This window comes from Paenibacillus sp. FSL P2-0089, from assembly GCF_038595095.1.
In the GTDB taxonomy this organism is placed as follows: domain Bacteria; phylum Bacillota; class Bacilli; order Paenibacillales; family Paenibacillaceae; genus Paenibacillus_AQ; species Paenibacillus_AQ silagei.
The window spans coordinates 5111595-5129815 of the sequence record NZ_CP152006.1 but is presented as its reverse complement, the minus strand read 5'-3'; the positions used below and the strand labels follow the sequence as shown (position 1 = coordinate 5129815).

Sequence of the window (18221 nt, the reverse complement as noted above, 5' to 3'; positions counted from 1 at the left end):
CGGGGCTTACGGGAGAGACTGGAGCAACGGGGCTTACGGGAGAAACGGGAGCAACAGGGCTGACTGGTGAGACTGGTGCAACGGGGCTGACTGGTGAGACTGGTGCAACAGGGCTCACAGGTGAAACGGGAGCAACAGGACTGACTGGAGCGACGGGGCTTACGGGAGAAACGGGAGCAACAGGGCTCACAGGTGAAACGGGAGCAACAGGACTGACTGGAGCGACAGGGCTTACCGGAGAAACGGGACGGGGCTCACGGGAGAGACTGGAGCAACGGGGCTTACGGGAGAAACCGGAGCAACAGGGCTTACAGGTGAGACTGGTGCAACGGGGCTGACTGGTGAGACTGGTGCAACGGGGCTGACTGGTGAGGTGCAACAGGGCTTACTGGAGCGACGGGGCTCACGGGAGAGACTGGAGCAACGGGGCTTACGGGAGAAACCGGAGCAACAGGGCTTACAGGGAGAGCAACGGGGCTGACTGGTGAGACTGGTGCAACAGGGCTTACGGGAGACGGGAGCGACGGGGCTCACGGGAGAGACTGGAGCAGACTGGTGCAACGGGGCTGACTGGTGAGACTGGTGCACGGGGCTTACGGGAGAAACCGGAGCAACAGGGCTTACAGGTGAGACTGGTGCAACGGGGCTGACTGGTGAGACTGGTGCAACAGGGCTTACGGGAGGGCTTACCGGAGCGACGGGGCTCACGGGAGAGACTGGAGCGACGGGGCTCAGAGAGACTGGAGCAACGGGGCTTACGGGAGAAACGACAACAGGGCTGACTGGTGAGACTGGTGCAACGGGGCTGACTGGTGAGACTGGTGCAACAGGGCTCACAGGTGAAACGGGAGCAACAGGACTGACTGGAGCGACAGGGCTGACGGGAGAGACCGGGGCGACAGGGCTGACTGGTGAGACTGGTGCGACGGGGCTGACCGGAGAGACTGGAGCGACAGGGCTCACAGGAGAAACGGGAGCGACAGGACTCACGGGAGAGACCGGAGCAACGGGGCTGACGGGAGAGACCGGGGCGACGGGGCTGACTGGTGAGACTGGTGCAACGGGGCTCACGGGAGAAACCGGGGCGACGGGGCTCACGGGAGAGACTGGAGCAACGGGGCTTACGGGAGAAACGGGAGCAACAGGGCTGACTGGTGAGACTGGTGCAACGGGGCTGACTGGTGAGACTGGTGCAACAGGGCTCACAGGTGAAACGGGAGCAACAGGACTGACTGGAGCGACAGGGCTTACGGGAGAAACGGGAGCGACGGGGCTCACGGGAGAGACCGGAGCAACGGGGCTGACTGGCGAGACTGGAGCGACGGGGCTTACGGGAGAGACTGGAGCAACGGGGCTTACGGGAGAAACGGGAGCAACAGGGCTCACAGGTGAAACGGGAGCAACAGGGCTCACAGGTGAAACGGGAGCAACAGGACTGACTGGAGCGACAGGGCTTACCGGAGAAACGGGAGCAACGGGGCTTACAGGTGAGACTGGTGCAACAGGGCTGACTGGTGAGACTGGAGCAACGGGGCTTACAGGTGAGACTGGTGCGACAGGACTGACTGGAGCGACAGGGCTTACCGGAGAAACGGGAGCGACAGGGCTCACAGGAGAGACTGGAGCGACAGGACTCACGGGAGAGACTGGTGCAACAGGGCTCACAGGAGAAACGGGAGCGACAGGACTCACGGGAGAGACCGGAGCAACGGGGCTGACGGGAGAGACCGGGGCGACAGGGCTCACAGGAGAAACGGGAGCGACAGGACTCACGGGAGAAACCGGAGCAACGGGGCTGACGGGAGAGACCGGAGCGACGGGGCTGACTGGAGAGACCGGAGCGACAGGACTCACGGGAGAAACCGGAGCAACGGGGCTGACGGGAGAGACCGGGGCGACAGGGCTGACTGGCGAGACTGGTGCGACAGGGTTGACGGGAGAGACCGGAGCAACTGGGCTTACAGGAGAGACTGGTGCAACGGGGCTTACAGGAGAGACTGGTGCAACAGGGCTTACAGGAGAGACCGGAGCAACTGGGCTTACAGGTGAGACTGGAGCGACAGGGCTGACCGGAGAAACGGGAGCGACAGGGCTTACAGGTGAGACTGGGGCGACAGGGCTGACGGGAGAAACGGGAGCGACGGGGCTTACAGGAGAGACTGGAGCGACAGGGCTGACGGGAGAGACCGGAGCAACGGGGCTGACTGGTGAGACCGGAGCGACGGGGCTGACTGGAGAAACCGGAGCAACGGGTCTTACGGGAGAGACTGGTGCAACAGGGCTTACAGGAGAGACCGGAGCAACAGGGCTTACAGGAGAGACTGGTGCAACAGGGCTTACGGGAGAGACTGGAGCGACGGGGCTCACCGGAGAGACTGGTGCGACGGGGCTGACTGGCGAGACTGGAGCGACGGGGCTTACGGGTGAGACTGGAGCGACGGGGCTTACGGGTGAGACTGGAGCAACGGGGCTTACGGGAGAGACTGGAGCGACGGGGCTTACGGGAGAAACCGGAGCAACAGGGCTCACAGGTGAAACGGGAGCAACAGGGCTGACCGGAGAGACTGGAGCGACTGGGCTCACGGGTGAGACCGGAGCAACGGGGCTGATGGGAGAGACCGGAGCAACGGGGCTGACTGGCGAGACTGGAGCGACGGGGCTTACGGGTGAGACTGGAGCAACGGGGCTTACGGGAGAAACGGGAGCAACAGGGCTCACAGGTGAAACGGGAGCAACAGGGCTCACAGGTGAAACGGGAGCAACAGGACTGACTGGAGCGACAGGGCTTACCGGAGAAACGGGAGCAACGGGGCTTACAGGTGAGACTGGTGCGACAGGACTGACTGGAGCGACGGGGCTGACGGGAGAAACCGGAGCAACGGGTCTTACGGGAGAGACCGGGGCGACAGGGCTGACGGGAGAGACCGGAGCAACTGGGCTTACAGGTGAGACTGGTGCAACAGGGCTTACGGGAGAAACCGGAGCAACGGGTCTTACGGGAGAGACCGGGGCGACAGGGCTGACGGGAGAGACCGGAGCAACGGGGCTGACTGGCGAGACTGGTGCGACAGGGCTGACGGGAGAGACCGGAGCGACGGGGCTGACTGGTGCGACGGGGCTGACTGGCGAGACTGGTGCGACAGGGCTGACGGGAGAAACCGGAGCAACGGGTCTTACGGGAGAGACCGGGGCGACAGGGCTGACGGGAGAGACCGGAGCAACTGGGCTTACAGGTGAGACTGGTGCAACAGGGCTTACGGGAGAAACCGGAGCAACGGGTCTTACGGGAGAGACCGGGGCGACAGGGCTGACGGGAGAGACCGGAGCAACGGGGCTGACTGGCGAGACTGGTGCGACAGGGCTGACGGGAGAGACCGGAGCGACGGGGCTGACTGGTGCGACGGGGCTGACTGGCGAGACTGGTGCGACAGGGCTGACGGGAGAGACCGGAGCAACGGGGCTCACGGGAGAGACCGGGGCGACAGGGCTGACTGGTGAGACTGGTGCGACGGGGCTGACCGGAGAGACTGGAGCGACAGGGCTCACAGGAGAAACGGGAGCGACAGGACTCACGGGCGAGACCGGAGCAACGGGGCTGACTGGCGAGACTGGTGCGACAGGGCTGACCGGAGAGACTGGAGCGACAGGGCTTACCGGAGAAACCGGGGCGACAGGGCTGACTGGTGAGACTGGGCTTACAGGAGAGACTGGAGCGACAGGGCTCACAGGTGAGACTGGAGCGACTGGGCTGACCGGAGCAACGGGAGCGACAGGGCTGACCGGAGAGACTGGAGCGACAGGGCTCACAGGTGAGACTGGTGCAACTGGGCTGACGGGAGAGACCGGAGCAACGGGGCTTACAGGAGAGACAGGAGCAACAGGGCTCACAGGTGAAACGGGTGCAACAGGTCTTACGGGAGAGACTGGAGCAACAGGGCTTACAGGAGAAACCGGGGCGACGGGGCTCACAGGAGAGACTGGGGCGACAGGACTGACTGGTGAGACTGGAGCGACGGGGCTGACCGGAGAGACTGGAGCGACGGGGCTGACGGGAGAGACTGGAGCGACAGGACTGACTGGTGAGACTGGAGCGACGGGGCTGACCGGAGAGACTGGAGCGACGGGGCTGACGGGAGAGACTGGAGCGACAGGGCTTACAGGAGAAACGGGGGCGACAGGGCTCACGGGAGAAACGGGAGCAACGGGGCTGACCGGAGAAACGGGAGCAACGGGGCTCACGGGAGAAACGGGAGCAACGGGGCTTACGGGAGAAACGGGAGCAACGGGGCTTACCGGGGAAACAGGAGCAACGGGGCTGACTGGTGCGACAGGGCTGACCGGAGAGACCGGAGCAACGGGGCTTACAGGTGAGACCGGAGCGACAGGGCTGACCGGAGAGACTGGAGCGACAGGGCTCACAGGTGAGACTGGTGCAACTGGGCTGACGGGAGAGACCGGAGCAACGGGGCTTACAGGAGTGACTGGAGCGACTGGGCTTACCGGAGAAACGGGAGCGACAGGGTTTACTGGTGAAACTGGAGCCACTGGAGTTACAGGTGTGACTGGTCCAACAGGAGTTACTGGATTAAGTGTTGTTGAAACAGGTGCGACGGGTCAAACAGGTCTGACTGGTCCAACAGGTCCAACAGGTATGACGGGAGTGACGGGCACAACAGGGAAAGCAGGTAAAGACGGAATAAATGGAGGCCCAGGTTCAAAAGGTGAGGATGGTAACACTGGTTTAACAGGGATTACAGGATTAACAGGGGCAACGGGAGCAACAGGACTCACTGGAGATACCGGAGCAACGGGTCTCACAGGGGTAACAGGATCGACTGGCGTCACTGGGTTAACGGGAGCAACAGGAACAACAGGCCTGACGGGAGAAACTGGTGCAACGGGTCTTACGGGTGAGACAGGAGCAACAGGTCTCACAGGGGCAACAGGAGCGACTGGCGTCACTGGATTAACGGGAGCGACTGGACCAACGGGTATTGGTCTTGTAGGTCCGACTGGTGCTCTGTCCCAGAATTACGCCCAGTTTGTTCTCACAGAGGGAAATACGGTGGCAACAAGTGATCATTTCCCTATTCCACACTTTAGTATCGTTTATACATCCAGCAATGGTACTTCTATAGGGCCAGGAATTACTGATACTAATGAGTTTGTAGTAGAAGCCGGAAATTATTTGATCATGTATCAAGCCATCATCCTATCTTCTGATACAAGACCAGCAGGTCTGGAATTGATTAATAATGGTTCACCAGAATCTACATCAATAGTTACCGCTCCAATAAACACTCTGCCTTCTAATCTTAATGGAACCTATATTTTAGAAGCGGATGAACCAGTAACAATTCAACTTGCGCTTGTATATGAAGGGACTGCTTTAACTGTTGATATGGATGGAGTTTATTATGGCTTCTTCCCTGCCAAGGTCACTATAATTCAGTTGAGCTGAATTTTCCTTGATTGTAATTATTAAATTTGTTTCTCATGAAGACCAGCCTGATTTGGGCTGGTCTTTTCTCACATAATAAGAACTGTAACACATATCAGTTTTTTCTTACATAGCCTGGACGAATTGCCGAACCAATCGTACAGAGCGGCATATGATGGACTATTCTAAACCAGAAAGGAGAGGATTAATTTGTCTCAAGCTAATCTGCCTAACATTACACCAACCATTACACTCACCCGGAGCGATGCCATCAACATGATGATGGCAGCCATCGCCATGGAAGAGTTAGGACTTAGCCATGTAATTAATGCAGAAGGGGAGAAGATGCAGTACGCGCTCGGCACTCTTCCTGGAGTTACTGCCCCGGTGGTGAACATCTCCAATCTTCAGGACATCACTGATAGTATCCGTAGTATGCTGGGGGAAACGGTGAAAAGCGCCTGGCTGCAGACCAGCCAGTTAGAGAGTCTGCTTGCAGCACCGGTTGATTATGGCGGGATCGGAGCCACAGGCGTAACAGGACCAGACGAGGGTCCGATCGGTCCAAGAGGTCTGCAAGGCGAAATAGGAGAGACTGGAGACGATGGCCCGAGCGGTACCACGGGAGTTAGCGGCTTCCCAGGCATAGAGGGACCTTCAGGGGCAACAGGGGCTACAGGTATAACTGGGGCCACTGGATTGACCGCATTGACCGGGGCAACTGGCCTCACTGGGGAGTCCGGGGCTATCGGGTTAACGGGTCTGACAGGAGAAACAGGCGAGACTGGCGTAACAGGGCAAAGCGGAGAGACGGGAGCTACCGGACTCACGGGACTAACAGGAGTAACGGGAGTAACTGGCGTTACGGGGCTAACGGGAGAGACGGGGGCTACTGGCCTAACGGGTCTAACAGGAGTTACAGGAGTAACCGGCTTGACCGGAGTAACCGGAGGAACAGGTGAGCCGCCTATTGACCGGTGGTTGTCCACCCTTACTTCAGGAGGTCCAATAGGTCCAAGAGGTCCAATAGTCTTTGATGCCGATGCTTATTCCACTGGTTCCAATATCAGCCGTAGTATAGGTGGTTTCAATCTGCAAAATAACGATGTTCTAGGCGTTTTGGAACCGGCAACCTACTACGTTCATTATTCAGCTAATGCTTCTACTCCGACAGGGGAGAATTTTAGCGTTGCCCTTACGCTCAATGGGGCTACCCTTCCAGCTAGCGAAGCAATATCGTATCATACAGCTGTCGCTGCCACTTCTAATCTTATAGTGGGCGGGAGTATTTTCCCCACCGTTACTGGTGAAGCAGTGAATACATTAGTTATGATTAATAGCGGCGCCGGTACAATTACAGATGTTAATGCCTCGATATCTATTCTTAAATTGTTCTAAGCCCACTAACCTAGAGGAGTTGATCATATGTCTCAGGCGAATCTGCCTAACATCACCCCAACCATAAGCATTGCTAGGGATGATGCCGTTAACCTGCTGCTGTCCTCCATTGCGATGGAAGAATTGGGACTCAGCCACATTATCAATGCCGAAGGAGAGAAGCTGCAATATATCCTGGGTACCTTACCCGGAGTTACAGCTCCTGAAGCGACCATTGGCGATGTGCTGGCTATGAACGACAGTGTAAGAAATATGATGCGGGATATTGTGAAGAAGGAATTCATTCTTACCAACAAGCTGGAGACGGTGCTGAACGCTTCAATAATGGTAGGGCCTACGGGTGCAACGGGGGCTACGGGGAATCCGGGCGGGCCTCCAGGACCTCAAGGAGAGCAGGGCATTCAGGGTATCCAAGGTCCCGCAGGAATAACTGGTCAAACGGGAGAGACAGGAGCCACGGGGCTGACGGGATTGACCGGAGTGACTGGCTTAACGGGGCCGACAGGAGAGACTGGACTAACCGGAGCTACGGGGTTAACCGGGCTAACCGGAGTAACCGGCTTAACGGGGCTAACCGGGGAGACGGGGGCCACAGGCTTAACCGGGCTGACTGGACTGACAGGCTTAACCGGAGAGACTGGCGTAACCGGTATAACGGGTGCCACCGGCATAACGGGTGCTACAGGGCTAACCGGCTTAACAGGTGAAACTGGGCTGACCGGTGTAACCGGCTTAACCGGGCTGACTGGCATGACCGGGATGACCGGCTTAACGGGTCTTGCCTTCTTCGCAGATTTCTTCTCTGCGATCTCTACTGAGTTTCAAGTTGGGTTTGATGAAATGGTGACCTGGAGCGTAACCGGACCGGAAAGCGGTGCTATTACTATAAATGATACAAATCAGTTTTTTACTTTGCCTGCTGATTCTACAGTCCTGGTCCAATACTATGTCAATGCTCAGAATAATAGCCTGGACACCATGGAATTTCAATTGTGGACCGTAGATCTGACGTCTGGAGCTCTAATAGAAGGTGTTACTGGTTCTATAGCATCCTCAACACTAAACAATACGGCAATTGCAACCGTAGCGGGAGCCGGTATCATAGGGACAACAGCCGAACAAGGTGTGGCGTTAGTTAATAATACTAATGACGTTATAGGTGAGGGCACTTTCTATGCCAACATCCAATTGATCAGGATTAATTAAATGATCTTTTTATAGCGAGATGCGCCAGAATTGAATTCTGGCGCTTTTCTGCGTGTGGATATTAATAATTGACTAATGAATCCGCCTTTTTAGAGCTGGTGGCCGAATAATCCAGACCCCATGGCTTCAGCGGCATAGAATACTATGTGCTGCCGGACCAGAGAGGTCCATGAATATTCTGCATAGCATGGACTTGGACAATCTATAGGCAGCATAAACTGGTATTGGGGGTGTTGATTGAATAGTTCTGCCGTTCGCAAATGGCAAGCAAATATGAAAGTGAAAGAAGGGTTGTGTCTACATGTCATCATTAATTCCGGTGCAACTGGGAAGTCCGGGACCGGCAATCAGGCTGTCAAGTCCGGTATTGCTGGAAGAGAGTCATCCCTACTTCCAAATTGATTTCAGTGTACCTCTGTCGTTCAAGCCGGAAGTGTCCGGCAATTATCACCTGATCATCGGGTTATCTGTTCTGAAAGACGGAAATATCATCCATAGCCTTACTGAACCCTATATCGGCAACAGCAACGCCGGAGAAGCGCTGGTTGCTGATCTGAATGCAAGTATTAAGGGGAGCTTCGGGCAAGGCGTGCAGTCCTTTGAACTGGAGCTGCGTATTCTGTCTTCACAGAATATTGCGGCGAATCCGCTGGTTGGTCTTCCAGCAGTCTCAGTACAAGGATCCGCGGCTGATGCTGATGAATTCGGTCCGACGGGACCAACCGGTTCACAAGGTCCCTATGGTACGAAAGGTACGAAAGGTCCAACGGGCACCACCGGTCCGATCGGGATAACCGGCCCTGGCATCATGGGAACGAAGGGACCAAAGGGACCCACAGGGGCTACGGGTGTAGTGGTGGCAACGGGAGAGGGGAGCGGAACCGGAGCTACAGGCGCAACAGGTCTTGCCGGGATAGGAGTAACCGGGCCAACGGGAGCGACAGGAATTGGAGCCACCGGTATGACCGGATATGGGGTGCCTGGACCGGCAGGAATGACCGGACGCACTGGCATGACCGGGAATCCGGGGCCCGGATCCAGTATTACTGGAGACACGGGGACGACAGGACCCACAGGTGTAACCGGACCAGGCCGGGCGTTACCACTCGTTGTGAGCAATATTCTGCTGTCGAGCAGTCCCATCGAAAGTGAAATTGTGGGGCAACTTTCGGCGGTACAGATCAATTCGACAGATCAATGTGTAGTCATATCGGGTACTCTTCAGATAATGTACGGGAATCCCTCTAATCACCATTACAATAACAATCTTCTATATGAAGTGCGTCGAGATGGTCAGGAACTTGATACTAACGGTTTCTTTTTTTGGTCAAAAATATTCAATTATTCAATTAATCCGGCATCTAATTACGATCCTTCTGAAGAATTACTGTCCTTCTATGCGATTGATGAGAATCCGCCCCCGGGTCTTCACAACTATACGTTGCGCGTTCATATCTATGATGTGTCTGACAATACAACAATCAGCTATAGATCCTTCAATGCATCTGCAAAGGTATTCCAAAGAGGCAACTGAGACATAAAGGAGTTGAAACATGCATGAACATCTATTCGTCGCTTCCCCTTGGAGCCGGCAATGTGCTGGTGCTCACGGATATCCGTGCAGACTTGGAGCAGCCGTATGCATCTGCGGAATTACAGTTGTCGATTCCATTGCTGCTGGATATTCTGTCCCCCGGTTATTATCATCTGCACCTAAATGTTGAACTATGGAGGGCTAACGCTCTTGTTGAGATACGTGATGTATTCATAGAATCCACAGCACTGTCTGCCGGACTGGTTCAGACAGAATCAACGGTCAGATTCAATGATGTACTGCCCGCAGGCATTCATCAATACGAGCTAAGAATGAAGCTGCTCCATTATCAGAATATCGCTTCGGATATCCGGGTGGGCTCCCCCCGGTTACAGACCGGTCCGGGACCCGTCATATTCAACGGTCCTATAGGTCCCCAAGGTCCAACAGGACCCACTGGTCTAACCGGACGTACCGGTCTATCTGGGGGCGCCGGGAGAATGGGAGAGGATGGCGTCTCGCTTACAGGCCCGACCGGGCTAACCGGAGCAACGGGTCCATCAGGGACAACCGGCTATGTAGGAAACTTTGCCGGACCCACCGGTGTAACCGGAGCAACCGGAACAGGGGTTACAGGGGCAACCGGACCTACGGGTGTGGGAAGTGCCGGAGCAACGGGTACAGCAATTACTGGCGATACCGGACCAGATGGTCCGACAGGACTCACAGGCTTCAACGGTCCGCCCGGATCAGGTAACGAAACGGGGGGAACTGGACCCCAAGGTGCCAGGGGACATACAGGAACCTTAGCGGATGGAGCATCTATTCCAATATTGACTTACAAAGTTTCACCAGGGGATGTAGGGTATATTAATAAGCCCGAACTGCTTGCATCTCTCCAGGTGGATCCTGGAAGTGGACGATGCCAAATAGAGGGGATTGTAGGCTTATGGTTTTGGAAACCATCTCCTCGATTAAATTCTGGCATACGGTTAACCATCACACTTACTGATTCTGTTGGAAATACATTGTATCAGTATACTGATTATTGGCAGAAACAAGGTCCTGAATATGTTGAATTCGCTCAGACATTTCCATTTACCGTTATGTATGACGGGCCACCGACTACATTGACGCTAACTGAAGTAATTACCGGTGATGATCAAGAACGATTAATTATCGTGATTCTTCCAGCTGTCTTAACTTCCACGGTAATTCCGAATAACTAGCATTACGTAATATATCTAAGGCGGTGAAATTATGTCGAATCTAACAACTCTCCCTTTGGGAGCGCCGGGCCCGGCTATTCACCTGGCAGAGACGCTCGAAATCACTGCAGTTCAGCCTCAGGCGCATGTGACCTTTCATATCCCTGTTATCTTCCAGAGCAGCTCTCCAGGCGAATCCCTGCTGCGGATTGAACTGGAGACGATGCTCTCCGGCAGTGTGCTGCAGACTCAATTAGTCACGCTGTCCAATAATGGAACTGAGGAGACTGCAAGAACAATACAAGTTACAGTCAACCACCCGGCTTATCCGGGAACGTATGCCTACACTATACGAGCTCGGGTAGTCAGTTATATTAACATCAAGGCCGATCCTTATATAGGCAGAGCTGTTGCAGGGATAGCTTCTGTTCAGGCAATTCGGGCTGCTACAGGAATTACCGGTCCGACCGGCCCTACTGGAACGACCGGCACCCAAGGCCAAAGGGGAGACGGCGGCGGTTACGGTAACAAGGGCGTGACAGGAGCTACAGGATATGGAGCGACCGGTCCGACAGGAGATACAGGTGAACCAGGCCCTCCCGCAAGCGTCACTGGCGGAATCGGCACTGGGCCCACTGGTCCAACAGGGGCGACGGGCTTGACCGTAGTAGGTCCGACAGGTGCAACCGGTAATGCGGTGACAGGTGCGACAGGTACGAGTGTGAAGGGGACGCAGGGTGCACCAGGGAAGGAAGGTCTGCAAGGAGCGCCGGGACCAACAGGGACGATGGGTCCAGGCCCAAGAGGGCCAGCCGGCGCTACTGGTGCAACCGGCTCAACCGGCGAACCGCTGTCTCCTGCCCAATATCAATATCGTACTGATCCGATGGTGTTGACTGATTCTCCGCGAGTTTTTCTAACCTCGAACGTGCAGACTATGGCCGGACAACGCGTTCTATTACAGGGTAATGTCCGAATCACGTATCTCCCGCTCTCAGTAGCTACAAGAATTTCTGTTACTATTGGCTTTGCATATAACTTTTCTATCAATTCCTTCTTCCACTCGTTTAACTTTCAGACAATAGTCCAGGGCTATGGGAGCGATATGCCTGATCCCGGACAACGGGCCAGCGTACAGATTCCTTTTAGCCTGACGCATGCCCCCGAACCCGGTACAGGAACATATACTGTATTTTTGTCGCAGAACTCTAATCCACAGGATAATGTGACGCTGACGGCGGAGAACCGGTATCTTGTGGCAGAGGCAGTCGATGTCGGCACCATCTCCTCCCCGAACAGTTACGCTTATTTCCTGGCTGCGGGCGGGGTGCAAACCATCAATGCATTGGTTGGTCCCACCCAATCGGTTCCGATGGATCCCAATATCCAGTTCAACGCGAATGCAGCTTATGCCGCTTCAACAGGTGATGACATTTACTATGCGGTACAAGACAGGTTATACCAGTTCGACACAAAGGCCCAAGTGGTGAACTGGGGAATCGATCTGAATCAGGATATGCAGGCAACAGATCTGCTGCTTACGCCTGACCAGAGATATCTGTTCATCTCGGATGAAGCCAGTCCCCAGGTGCAGGTGTATGATCTGGTGAACAGTGTTACCGTCCGAACGCTGACGCTGGAATCGAATGTTCTCTTCTCCGCCGCTTCTCCAGACAGCCGCTATGCCTTCTTCTATATCTATACGGGTGAGGTTCATGCCTACAACATTGCCCTGGGAACACTGGAGCGGAATATCTTCAATGGATTGTATCCTATTCAGCCTCAGTTATATCCAGGCTACTCCAACCCGCTGGTAGTATCACCTGACAGTACCGAGGTGAGGTTTACTCCAGGTCTGGCACAAGTCTTTTATGCTCACGCGGAGGTTGGTAACTTCAATAACAAGGGTCTCAGAACTACATCCGGTAACGGGTCATGGGGCATTGTGCAGTTAAATAACGGAAATTGTATAACCATAGATAACGGGGTAGATCCAAATAATTCGGTGCAGTATGCTAATGTCAACCTTCTTAGACCCAGTGGAGATTATTTGTTGGTACAATTTGGAGTTCCATTATACTCGCTGGTTCTATCACCGGATCAGCAGTTTGTTTGCATCCAAAGCGCATATGGTCTCTCTGTACTTGATTCTAATACTTTAGCAGGAAGTTCATTCCCCGCAATAACGGATCAAACCTTCCGGGGAGGAGTCAACTTCACAAGAGACAGTAGTTTTCTAGTTGTTATAGGGACTCAAAATATTTACACGATAAGCTTAGAGGATCGTTCAATCCGAACCTTTGGCCTTCCGCCAGAACCAGCTAATCGGCCGCTGAACTACACCCTCTCCAGCGGAGCTTACAAAACGCAGAGTAAATAAAGCGAGGTTACGCGCGCTGCACAAGTTATGCTTAGGTCAATCCCTGTGGTTTCTGAAACTACGGGGATTAATCTGTTTTCACATCAAGCGGACAAGGCGAATTATAAAGTGACAGAAGGGTTGTGTTCACATGTCATCATTAATTCCGGTGCAACTGGGAAGTCCGGGACCGGCAATCCGGCTGGCAAGTCCGGTATTGCTGGAAGAGAGTCATCCCTCGTTCCAAATTGATTTCAGTGTGCCTCTGTCGTTCAAGCCGGCGGAGACCGGGAATTATCACCTAATCGTCGGGCTGTCTGTTCTGAAAGATGGAACGATGCTTCAGACTCTGACCGAGCCTTATATCGGCAGCGGCAACGCAGGGGAAGCGCTAATTGCGGATGTGAATGCAAGTATTACAGGGAGCTTTGGTCAATGGGAGCAATCCTTTGAAGTGGAGCTGAGGGTTCTGTCTTCACAGAATATTGCGGCGAATCCGCTGGCCGGCCTCCCTACAGTCTCTGTACAAGGAGTCGCGGCTGACGAGGATGACATCGGTCCGACCGGACCAACGGGTACGCAAGGTCCACGTGGTACACGTGGGCCTAACGGTCCGACCGGGAGCACCGGTCCGACCGGTACAACCGGCCCTGGGATCAAGGGAACGAAGGGACCTAAGGGACCCACTGGAGCTACGGGCGTGGTTGTGGCAACCGGATCGGGAAGCGTAACCGGACCAACGGGCCCTACGGGAACTACCGGGGTGGGACCTGCCGGTCCAACCGGAATGACAGGAATCGGAGCCACGGGTATGACCGGGTATGGACTGCAGGGCCCGACAGGAACGACCGGAGCAAGGGGGGAGACCGGGTACACAGGTCCAGGTTCAGGATTTACCGGTAATACAGGGACAACTGGCCCCACAGGTGTAACCGGACCCAGCCGTGCATTGCCGGTAGTTGTGAGTGATGCTCTGCTGTCGAGCAGTCCAGAAGAGAGTGAGCTTGTAGGCCAACTTCCGCCAGTACTGGTTACCTCGACTGATCAATGTGTAGTTGTAGCTGGCACTCTACAGATCAGCTACGGGAATCCCCCGGATTACGAATACAGCAATAATATTGTTTATGTGATACAACGTGATGGAGTCAACCTTCCTGAAGGCGCTTTGTTTAATTGGATGTTGTTCTATAATTATTCGAATGATCCATCATCTAATTCCATTCCTTCCGAACAATCGCTGTTCTTCTATGCCATTGATGATCATCCGCCATTAGGTCTTCACAGCTACACATTGTCGGCTACAGCTAGTACGATAACTCCAAACACAACTATCAGCTATGAATCCTTTAATGCAACTGCGAAGGTATTCCTAAGAGGGAACTGAACTATCTGTTCAAGAATCGTACAGAAGAACAGCATCTGAGTAATAAAGGAGTTGAATATACATGGACATCTATTCGTCGCTTCCTCTTGAGAGCGGCAATGAGCTTGTGCTTACGGATATCCGGACGGATGTGGAACAGCCGTATGCATCTGCGCAAGTGCAGTTGTCGATTCCAATGCTTCTGGATATACGGTCCCCTGGTTATTATCATTTGCATTTAAATGTTGAACTATGGAGAGCTAATGCACTTGCTGAAACTCGGGGTGTATCGATAGAATCAACAGCCTTGGCCGCTGGCCTTGTTCAGACTGAAGCCACCGTCAGATTCACCGATGAACTGTCTGCAGGTATTCACCAATACGAACTGAGAATGAAACTGCTGCATGTTCAGAACATCGCCTCGGATATTCGGGTCGGCTCCCCTCTAGTCCAGACGGGACCAGGGCCTGTTATATTCAACGGTCCGATAGGTCCTCCAGGCCCAACAGGACCCACTGGTCTAACCGGACGTACCGGTCTATCTGGTGGCGAGGGGAGAATGGGCGAGGATGGCGTCTCGCTTACAGGCCCGACCGGCCTGACAGGTCCTACAGGACCCACAGGGGCAACAACCTATATGGGAGCACTCAATGGACCTACCGGAGCCACCGGTGCCACCGGAATAGGAGTCACAGGAGCAACAGGAGTTACAGGGATGGGGGCTGTCGGAGCCACCGGTCCTGGAATAACAGGTGACACTGGGCCAGACGGTGGAACTGGGCCTACAGGCTTCACGGGTCCGCCCGGGGCAGGCAGTGAGCAGGGAGATCCTGGGCCAGAAGGTGCCAGAGGGCCTACAGGAGCGGGAGCGAATGAAGTTTTTATTCCAACATTAACTTACACAAGAAGCAGTCCCTCCATCACAGTGAATTATAATGAGCCTTTCTTGATTGCATCTCTCCCGGTGAATCCTGGAAGCAGCCGTTGCCAAATAGAGGGGATGGTAGAAATCGAATATTGGAGTAACTCAATTATAGAGAATAATGGATTGGAAATGACAATTACACTTACGGATACTGCCCAGAACACATTGTATATGTATACAGATTATTGGCAGAAACAAACGGATTTATTTCGAACTGCACAGGTTTTACCATTTTACGTTATGTATGATGGCCCGGCAACGACCCTGTCGTTATCCATATTGGTTGTTGGTGAGGAACAAGATCAAAGGGATGTCTATATTAATCAATGCACCTTATCTTCAACGGTAATACCTGACAGCATCTGATGTTGCAGAGAATATCAAAGGCGGTGAAGTGATGTCGAATCTAACCACTCTCCCTCTGGGAACACCGGGACCGGCTATTCACCTGGCAGAGACACTTGACATTGTTGCAGCGCAGCCTAAGGCGCATGTAACGTTCCAGATTCCTGTTATCTTCCAGGCAGTGACTTCCGGTCCATCCTTGCTGCGGATTGAGCTGGAAACGATGCTCTCCGGCAGTGTACTGCAGACTCAACTGGTCACGCTGTCCCATACCGGAACGGGAGAGACTACCAGAACCTTACAAGTTACGGTCAACCATTCGGCGAATCCGGGAACGTATGCGTACACTATACGAGCCCGGGTCGTCAGCTATATTAACGTCAAGGCAGATCCTTCTATAGGCAGAGCCGTTGCAGGGATAGCTTCTGTTCATGCCGTTAGAGCCGCCACGGGGCATACCGGTCCGACCGGCCCGACTGGAACGACTGGCACCCAAGGTACGAGGGGCGGCGGCGGTGATTACGGCAATAAGGGCGTGACAGGGGCAACAGGGTACGGAGTGACCGGTCCGACAGGAGATACAGGCGAACCTGGGCTTCCCGCAAGCTTCACAGGCACAGCAGGTTACGGTCCGACTGGTCTGACCGGGATGACAGGGCTCACAGGAATTGGTCCTACCGGTGCAACCGGAATAGCCGTAACAGGGACTACAGGGTATAGTGTCAAAGGACCGCAAGGCTCACAAGGGGTGGAAGGTCTGCGGGGCGCACTTGGACCGACAGGTACCGGCAGCAAAGGCCCGACGGGACCGGCAGGTTCTTCCGGTGCAACCGGAGCGACAGGCGAATCCGTGCCCTCTCCCTTATATCAATATCGTGCTGATTCACAGGTATTGACCTCTGAGCTACAAACGGTTCTCACCCTGGATACATTGCAGACGAAGGCCGGACAACGCGTACAACTACAAGGGGATCTCCGCGTCTCCTATCTCCCGCTGGCAGAAGCTGTTCGAATTCCTCTTTCAATCAATGTTCTCTACAATAATGCAGTGATCCGCTCATTTGAATTCAGGTCCATCGTCCAAGGCTATGGCAGCGGTGAAGCTGATCCCGGCAAAAGAGCCAGTGTGCAATTCCCGTTCAGCCTGACGCATATCCCCGAAGCCGGACCGGGAGTCTATTCTGTTCAAGTGCAAATTGACTTAAATATTCCGAGTGCGCTCTCTCTGATTATGGAGAACCGGTATCTGGCGGCAGAGGTAATGGGCAGCGGGACACCTTACGTCGTCAGCGAGGCAACGGCTTATTTTCTGAAGGATGGTGGGGTTGGAATCCTGGATGCCCGGTCGGCTACCATTCAAATAATCCCTGTGGATCCTAGTATCAACTTTCTCTTAGGGCAAGTAGCTTATGCCGCCTCAGGAGACGACAAGTACATTTACTATGCGGTTGTAGATAAATTGTACCGGTTCAATATTCAATCCCGCGCCCTCGATTGGACAGTGGATTTAAACCTGGGTGCGCAAGTATTAGATCTGCTATTAACCCCTGATCAGCGCCATCTTTTTATATCGACTGGAATATCGACTGGAAATGTGCAGACGATTGTCTTTGATCTGGCCAATGGAAGTATTATTGATACCTTCTCCACGACATCCGTTGTACAATACTCTGCGGTGTCTCCTGACAGCCGTTATGCTTTTTTCTTACTCGTTGGGGGTCAGTATAATCCGGCGGTTCATGCGTATGAGATTGCAACGGGAACGCTTACCGAGAATATTTTTGGAGCTTATTCGGTCGCATTGGAAAGAACGGCTTACTCCAATCCACTCGTGGTTACGCCTGACAGTATGGAAGTGCGGCTGACACCGTCCATGAAGAACACTTTATACGTCTACGCAGAGATTGGAAATTTCAGTAACACCGGCTTAAAGCCTGCAGCTGGTCATAACAGCACGTGGGGGATTCGTCAGTTAAAATCCGGCGAAGCCTATATCATGGACAATGGGGAAACTCCTGACAACCATATCCCATTGAATGTTAGCCGTATCGACATTAATGGTAACTTATTAAACAGTTTGCGGGGGCCTATCAATCAGTATACGATCATTCTGTCACCGGATGAACGATGGGTGTGTGTACAGGGAACCCAGGAGCTCAAGCTGATATCAACCAGCAATCAGACGACACAGACTATTCCAATGACAGATATCTTCAAACTCGGTGCACTGAATTTCACTGGCGATAGCCAATATCTAGTTAATATCGGGTGGGAGAACATTTATATAATTAGCATGGCGGATTTCTCAATTCGGACCATTAATTATAATCCGGACAGTGATCCTTCTCTCGTACCGCTATATTACAGTTTCTCTAGCGGACATTACAAGACACAGAGCAAATAGAAGTGTAGTCCAAATTCAATAACATAAATGAAGATCAAC

9 protein-coding genes are annotated in these 18221 nt (G+C 53.9%); all 9 read left to right on the top strand.

The window, feature by feature from the left end; translation table 11 throughout:
- Window positions 1–1930 precede the first annotated feature (1930 nt).
- The 9 genes from NST69_RS21500 (at window position 1931) to NST69_RS21460 (ending at window position 18182) form a co-directional block, all read left to right on the top strand.
- Window positions 1931–5461 (top strand): collagen-like protein, encoded by a 3531-nt coding sequence (locus NST69_RS21500; protein WP_342547066.1) that lies wholly within the window; start codon window positions 1931–1933, stop codon window positions 5459–5461.
- Window positions 5462–5650: 189 nt separating this feature from the next.
- Window positions 5651–6838 (top strand): hypothetical protein, encoded by a 1188-nt coding sequence (locus tag NST69_RS21495; protein WP_339249915.1) that lies wholly within the window; start codon window positions 5651–5653, stop codon window positions 6836–6838.
- Between the two features lie 27 nt (window positions 6839–6865).
- A complete protein-coding gene (locus NST69_RS21490) occupies window positions 6866–8044 on the top strand; it encodes a collagen-like protein (protein ID WP_051478527.1) in 1179 nt (392 codons plus the stop codon).
- A 301-nt stretch (window positions 8045–8345) separates the two neighbouring features.
- On the top strand, window positions 8346–9578 hold the full coding sequence (locus tag NST69_RS21485; protein ID WP_339249912.1) for a hypothetical protein: 1233 nt from the start codon (window positions 8346–8348) through the stop codon (window positions 9576–9578).
- Between the two features lie 23 nt (window positions 9579–9601).
- Complete coding sequence (locus NST69_RS21480; protein WP_339249910.1) at window positions 9602–10807, top strand: hypothetical protein; 1206 nt, start codon at window positions 9602–9604, stop codon at window positions 10805–10807.
- A 31-nt stretch (window positions 10808–10838) separates the two neighbouring features.
- Window positions 10839–13166: a hypothetical protein gene (locus NST69_RS21475; protein ID WP_339249908.1), complete on the top strand. Its 2328-nt coding sequence runs from the start codon at window positions 10839–10841 to the stop codon at window positions 13164–13166.
- 130 nt (window positions 13167–13296) lie between these two features.
- Window positions 13297–14529, top strand: coding sequence for a hypothetical protein (locus NST69_RS21470; protein ID WP_339249906.1), 1233 nt, complete (start codon window positions 13297–13299; stop codon window positions 14527–14529).
- A gap of 61 nt (window positions 14530–14590) precedes the next feature.
- Window positions 14591–15799, top strand: a complete 1209-nt coding sequence (locus tag NST69_RS21465) for a hypothetical protein (protein ID WP_051478535.1) — start codon at window positions 14591–14593, stop codon at window positions 15797–15799.
- A gap of 31 nt (window positions 15800–15830) precedes the next feature.
- The gene (locus NST69_RS21460) at window positions 15831–18182 is read left to right on the top strand and encodes a hypothetical protein (protein WP_339310691.1); all 2352 of its coding nucleotides are present in this window, start codon (window positions 15831–15833) and stop codon (window positions 18180–18182) included.
- Window positions 18183–18221 lie beyond the last annotated feature (39 nt).

Excerpts from the sequence above, each read along its gene's own strand:
- NST69_RS21485 (WP_339249912.1), top strand. The coding sequence starts at position 8,346 with ATGTCATCATTAATTCCGGTGCAACTGGGAAGTCCGGGACCGGCAATC.
- NST69_RS21460 (WP_339310691.1), top strand. The coding sequence starts at position 15,831 with ATGTCGAATCTAACCACTCTCCCTCTGGGAACACCGGGACCGGCTATT.
- NST69_RS21470 (WP_339249906.1), top strand. The coding sequence starts at position 13,297 with ATGTCATCATTAATTCCGGTGCAACTGGGAAGTCCGGGACCGGCAATC.
- NST69_RS21490 (WP_051478527.1), top strand. The coding sequence starts at position 6,866 with ATGTCTCAGGCGAATCTGCCTAACATCACCCCAACCATAAGCATTGCT.
- NST69_RS21465 (WP_051478535.1), top strand. The coding sequence starts at position 14,591 with ATGGACATCTATTCGTCGCTTCCTCTTGAGAGCGGCAATGAGCTTGTG.
- NST69_RS21475 (WP_339249908.1), top strand. The coding sequence starts at position 10,839 with ATGTCGAATCTAACAACTCTCCCTTTGGGAGCGCCGGGCCCGGCTATT.
- NST69_RS21480 (WP_339249910.1), top strand. The coding sequence starts at position 9,602 with ATGAACATCTATTCGTCGCTTCCCCTTGGAGCCGGCAATGTGCTGGTG.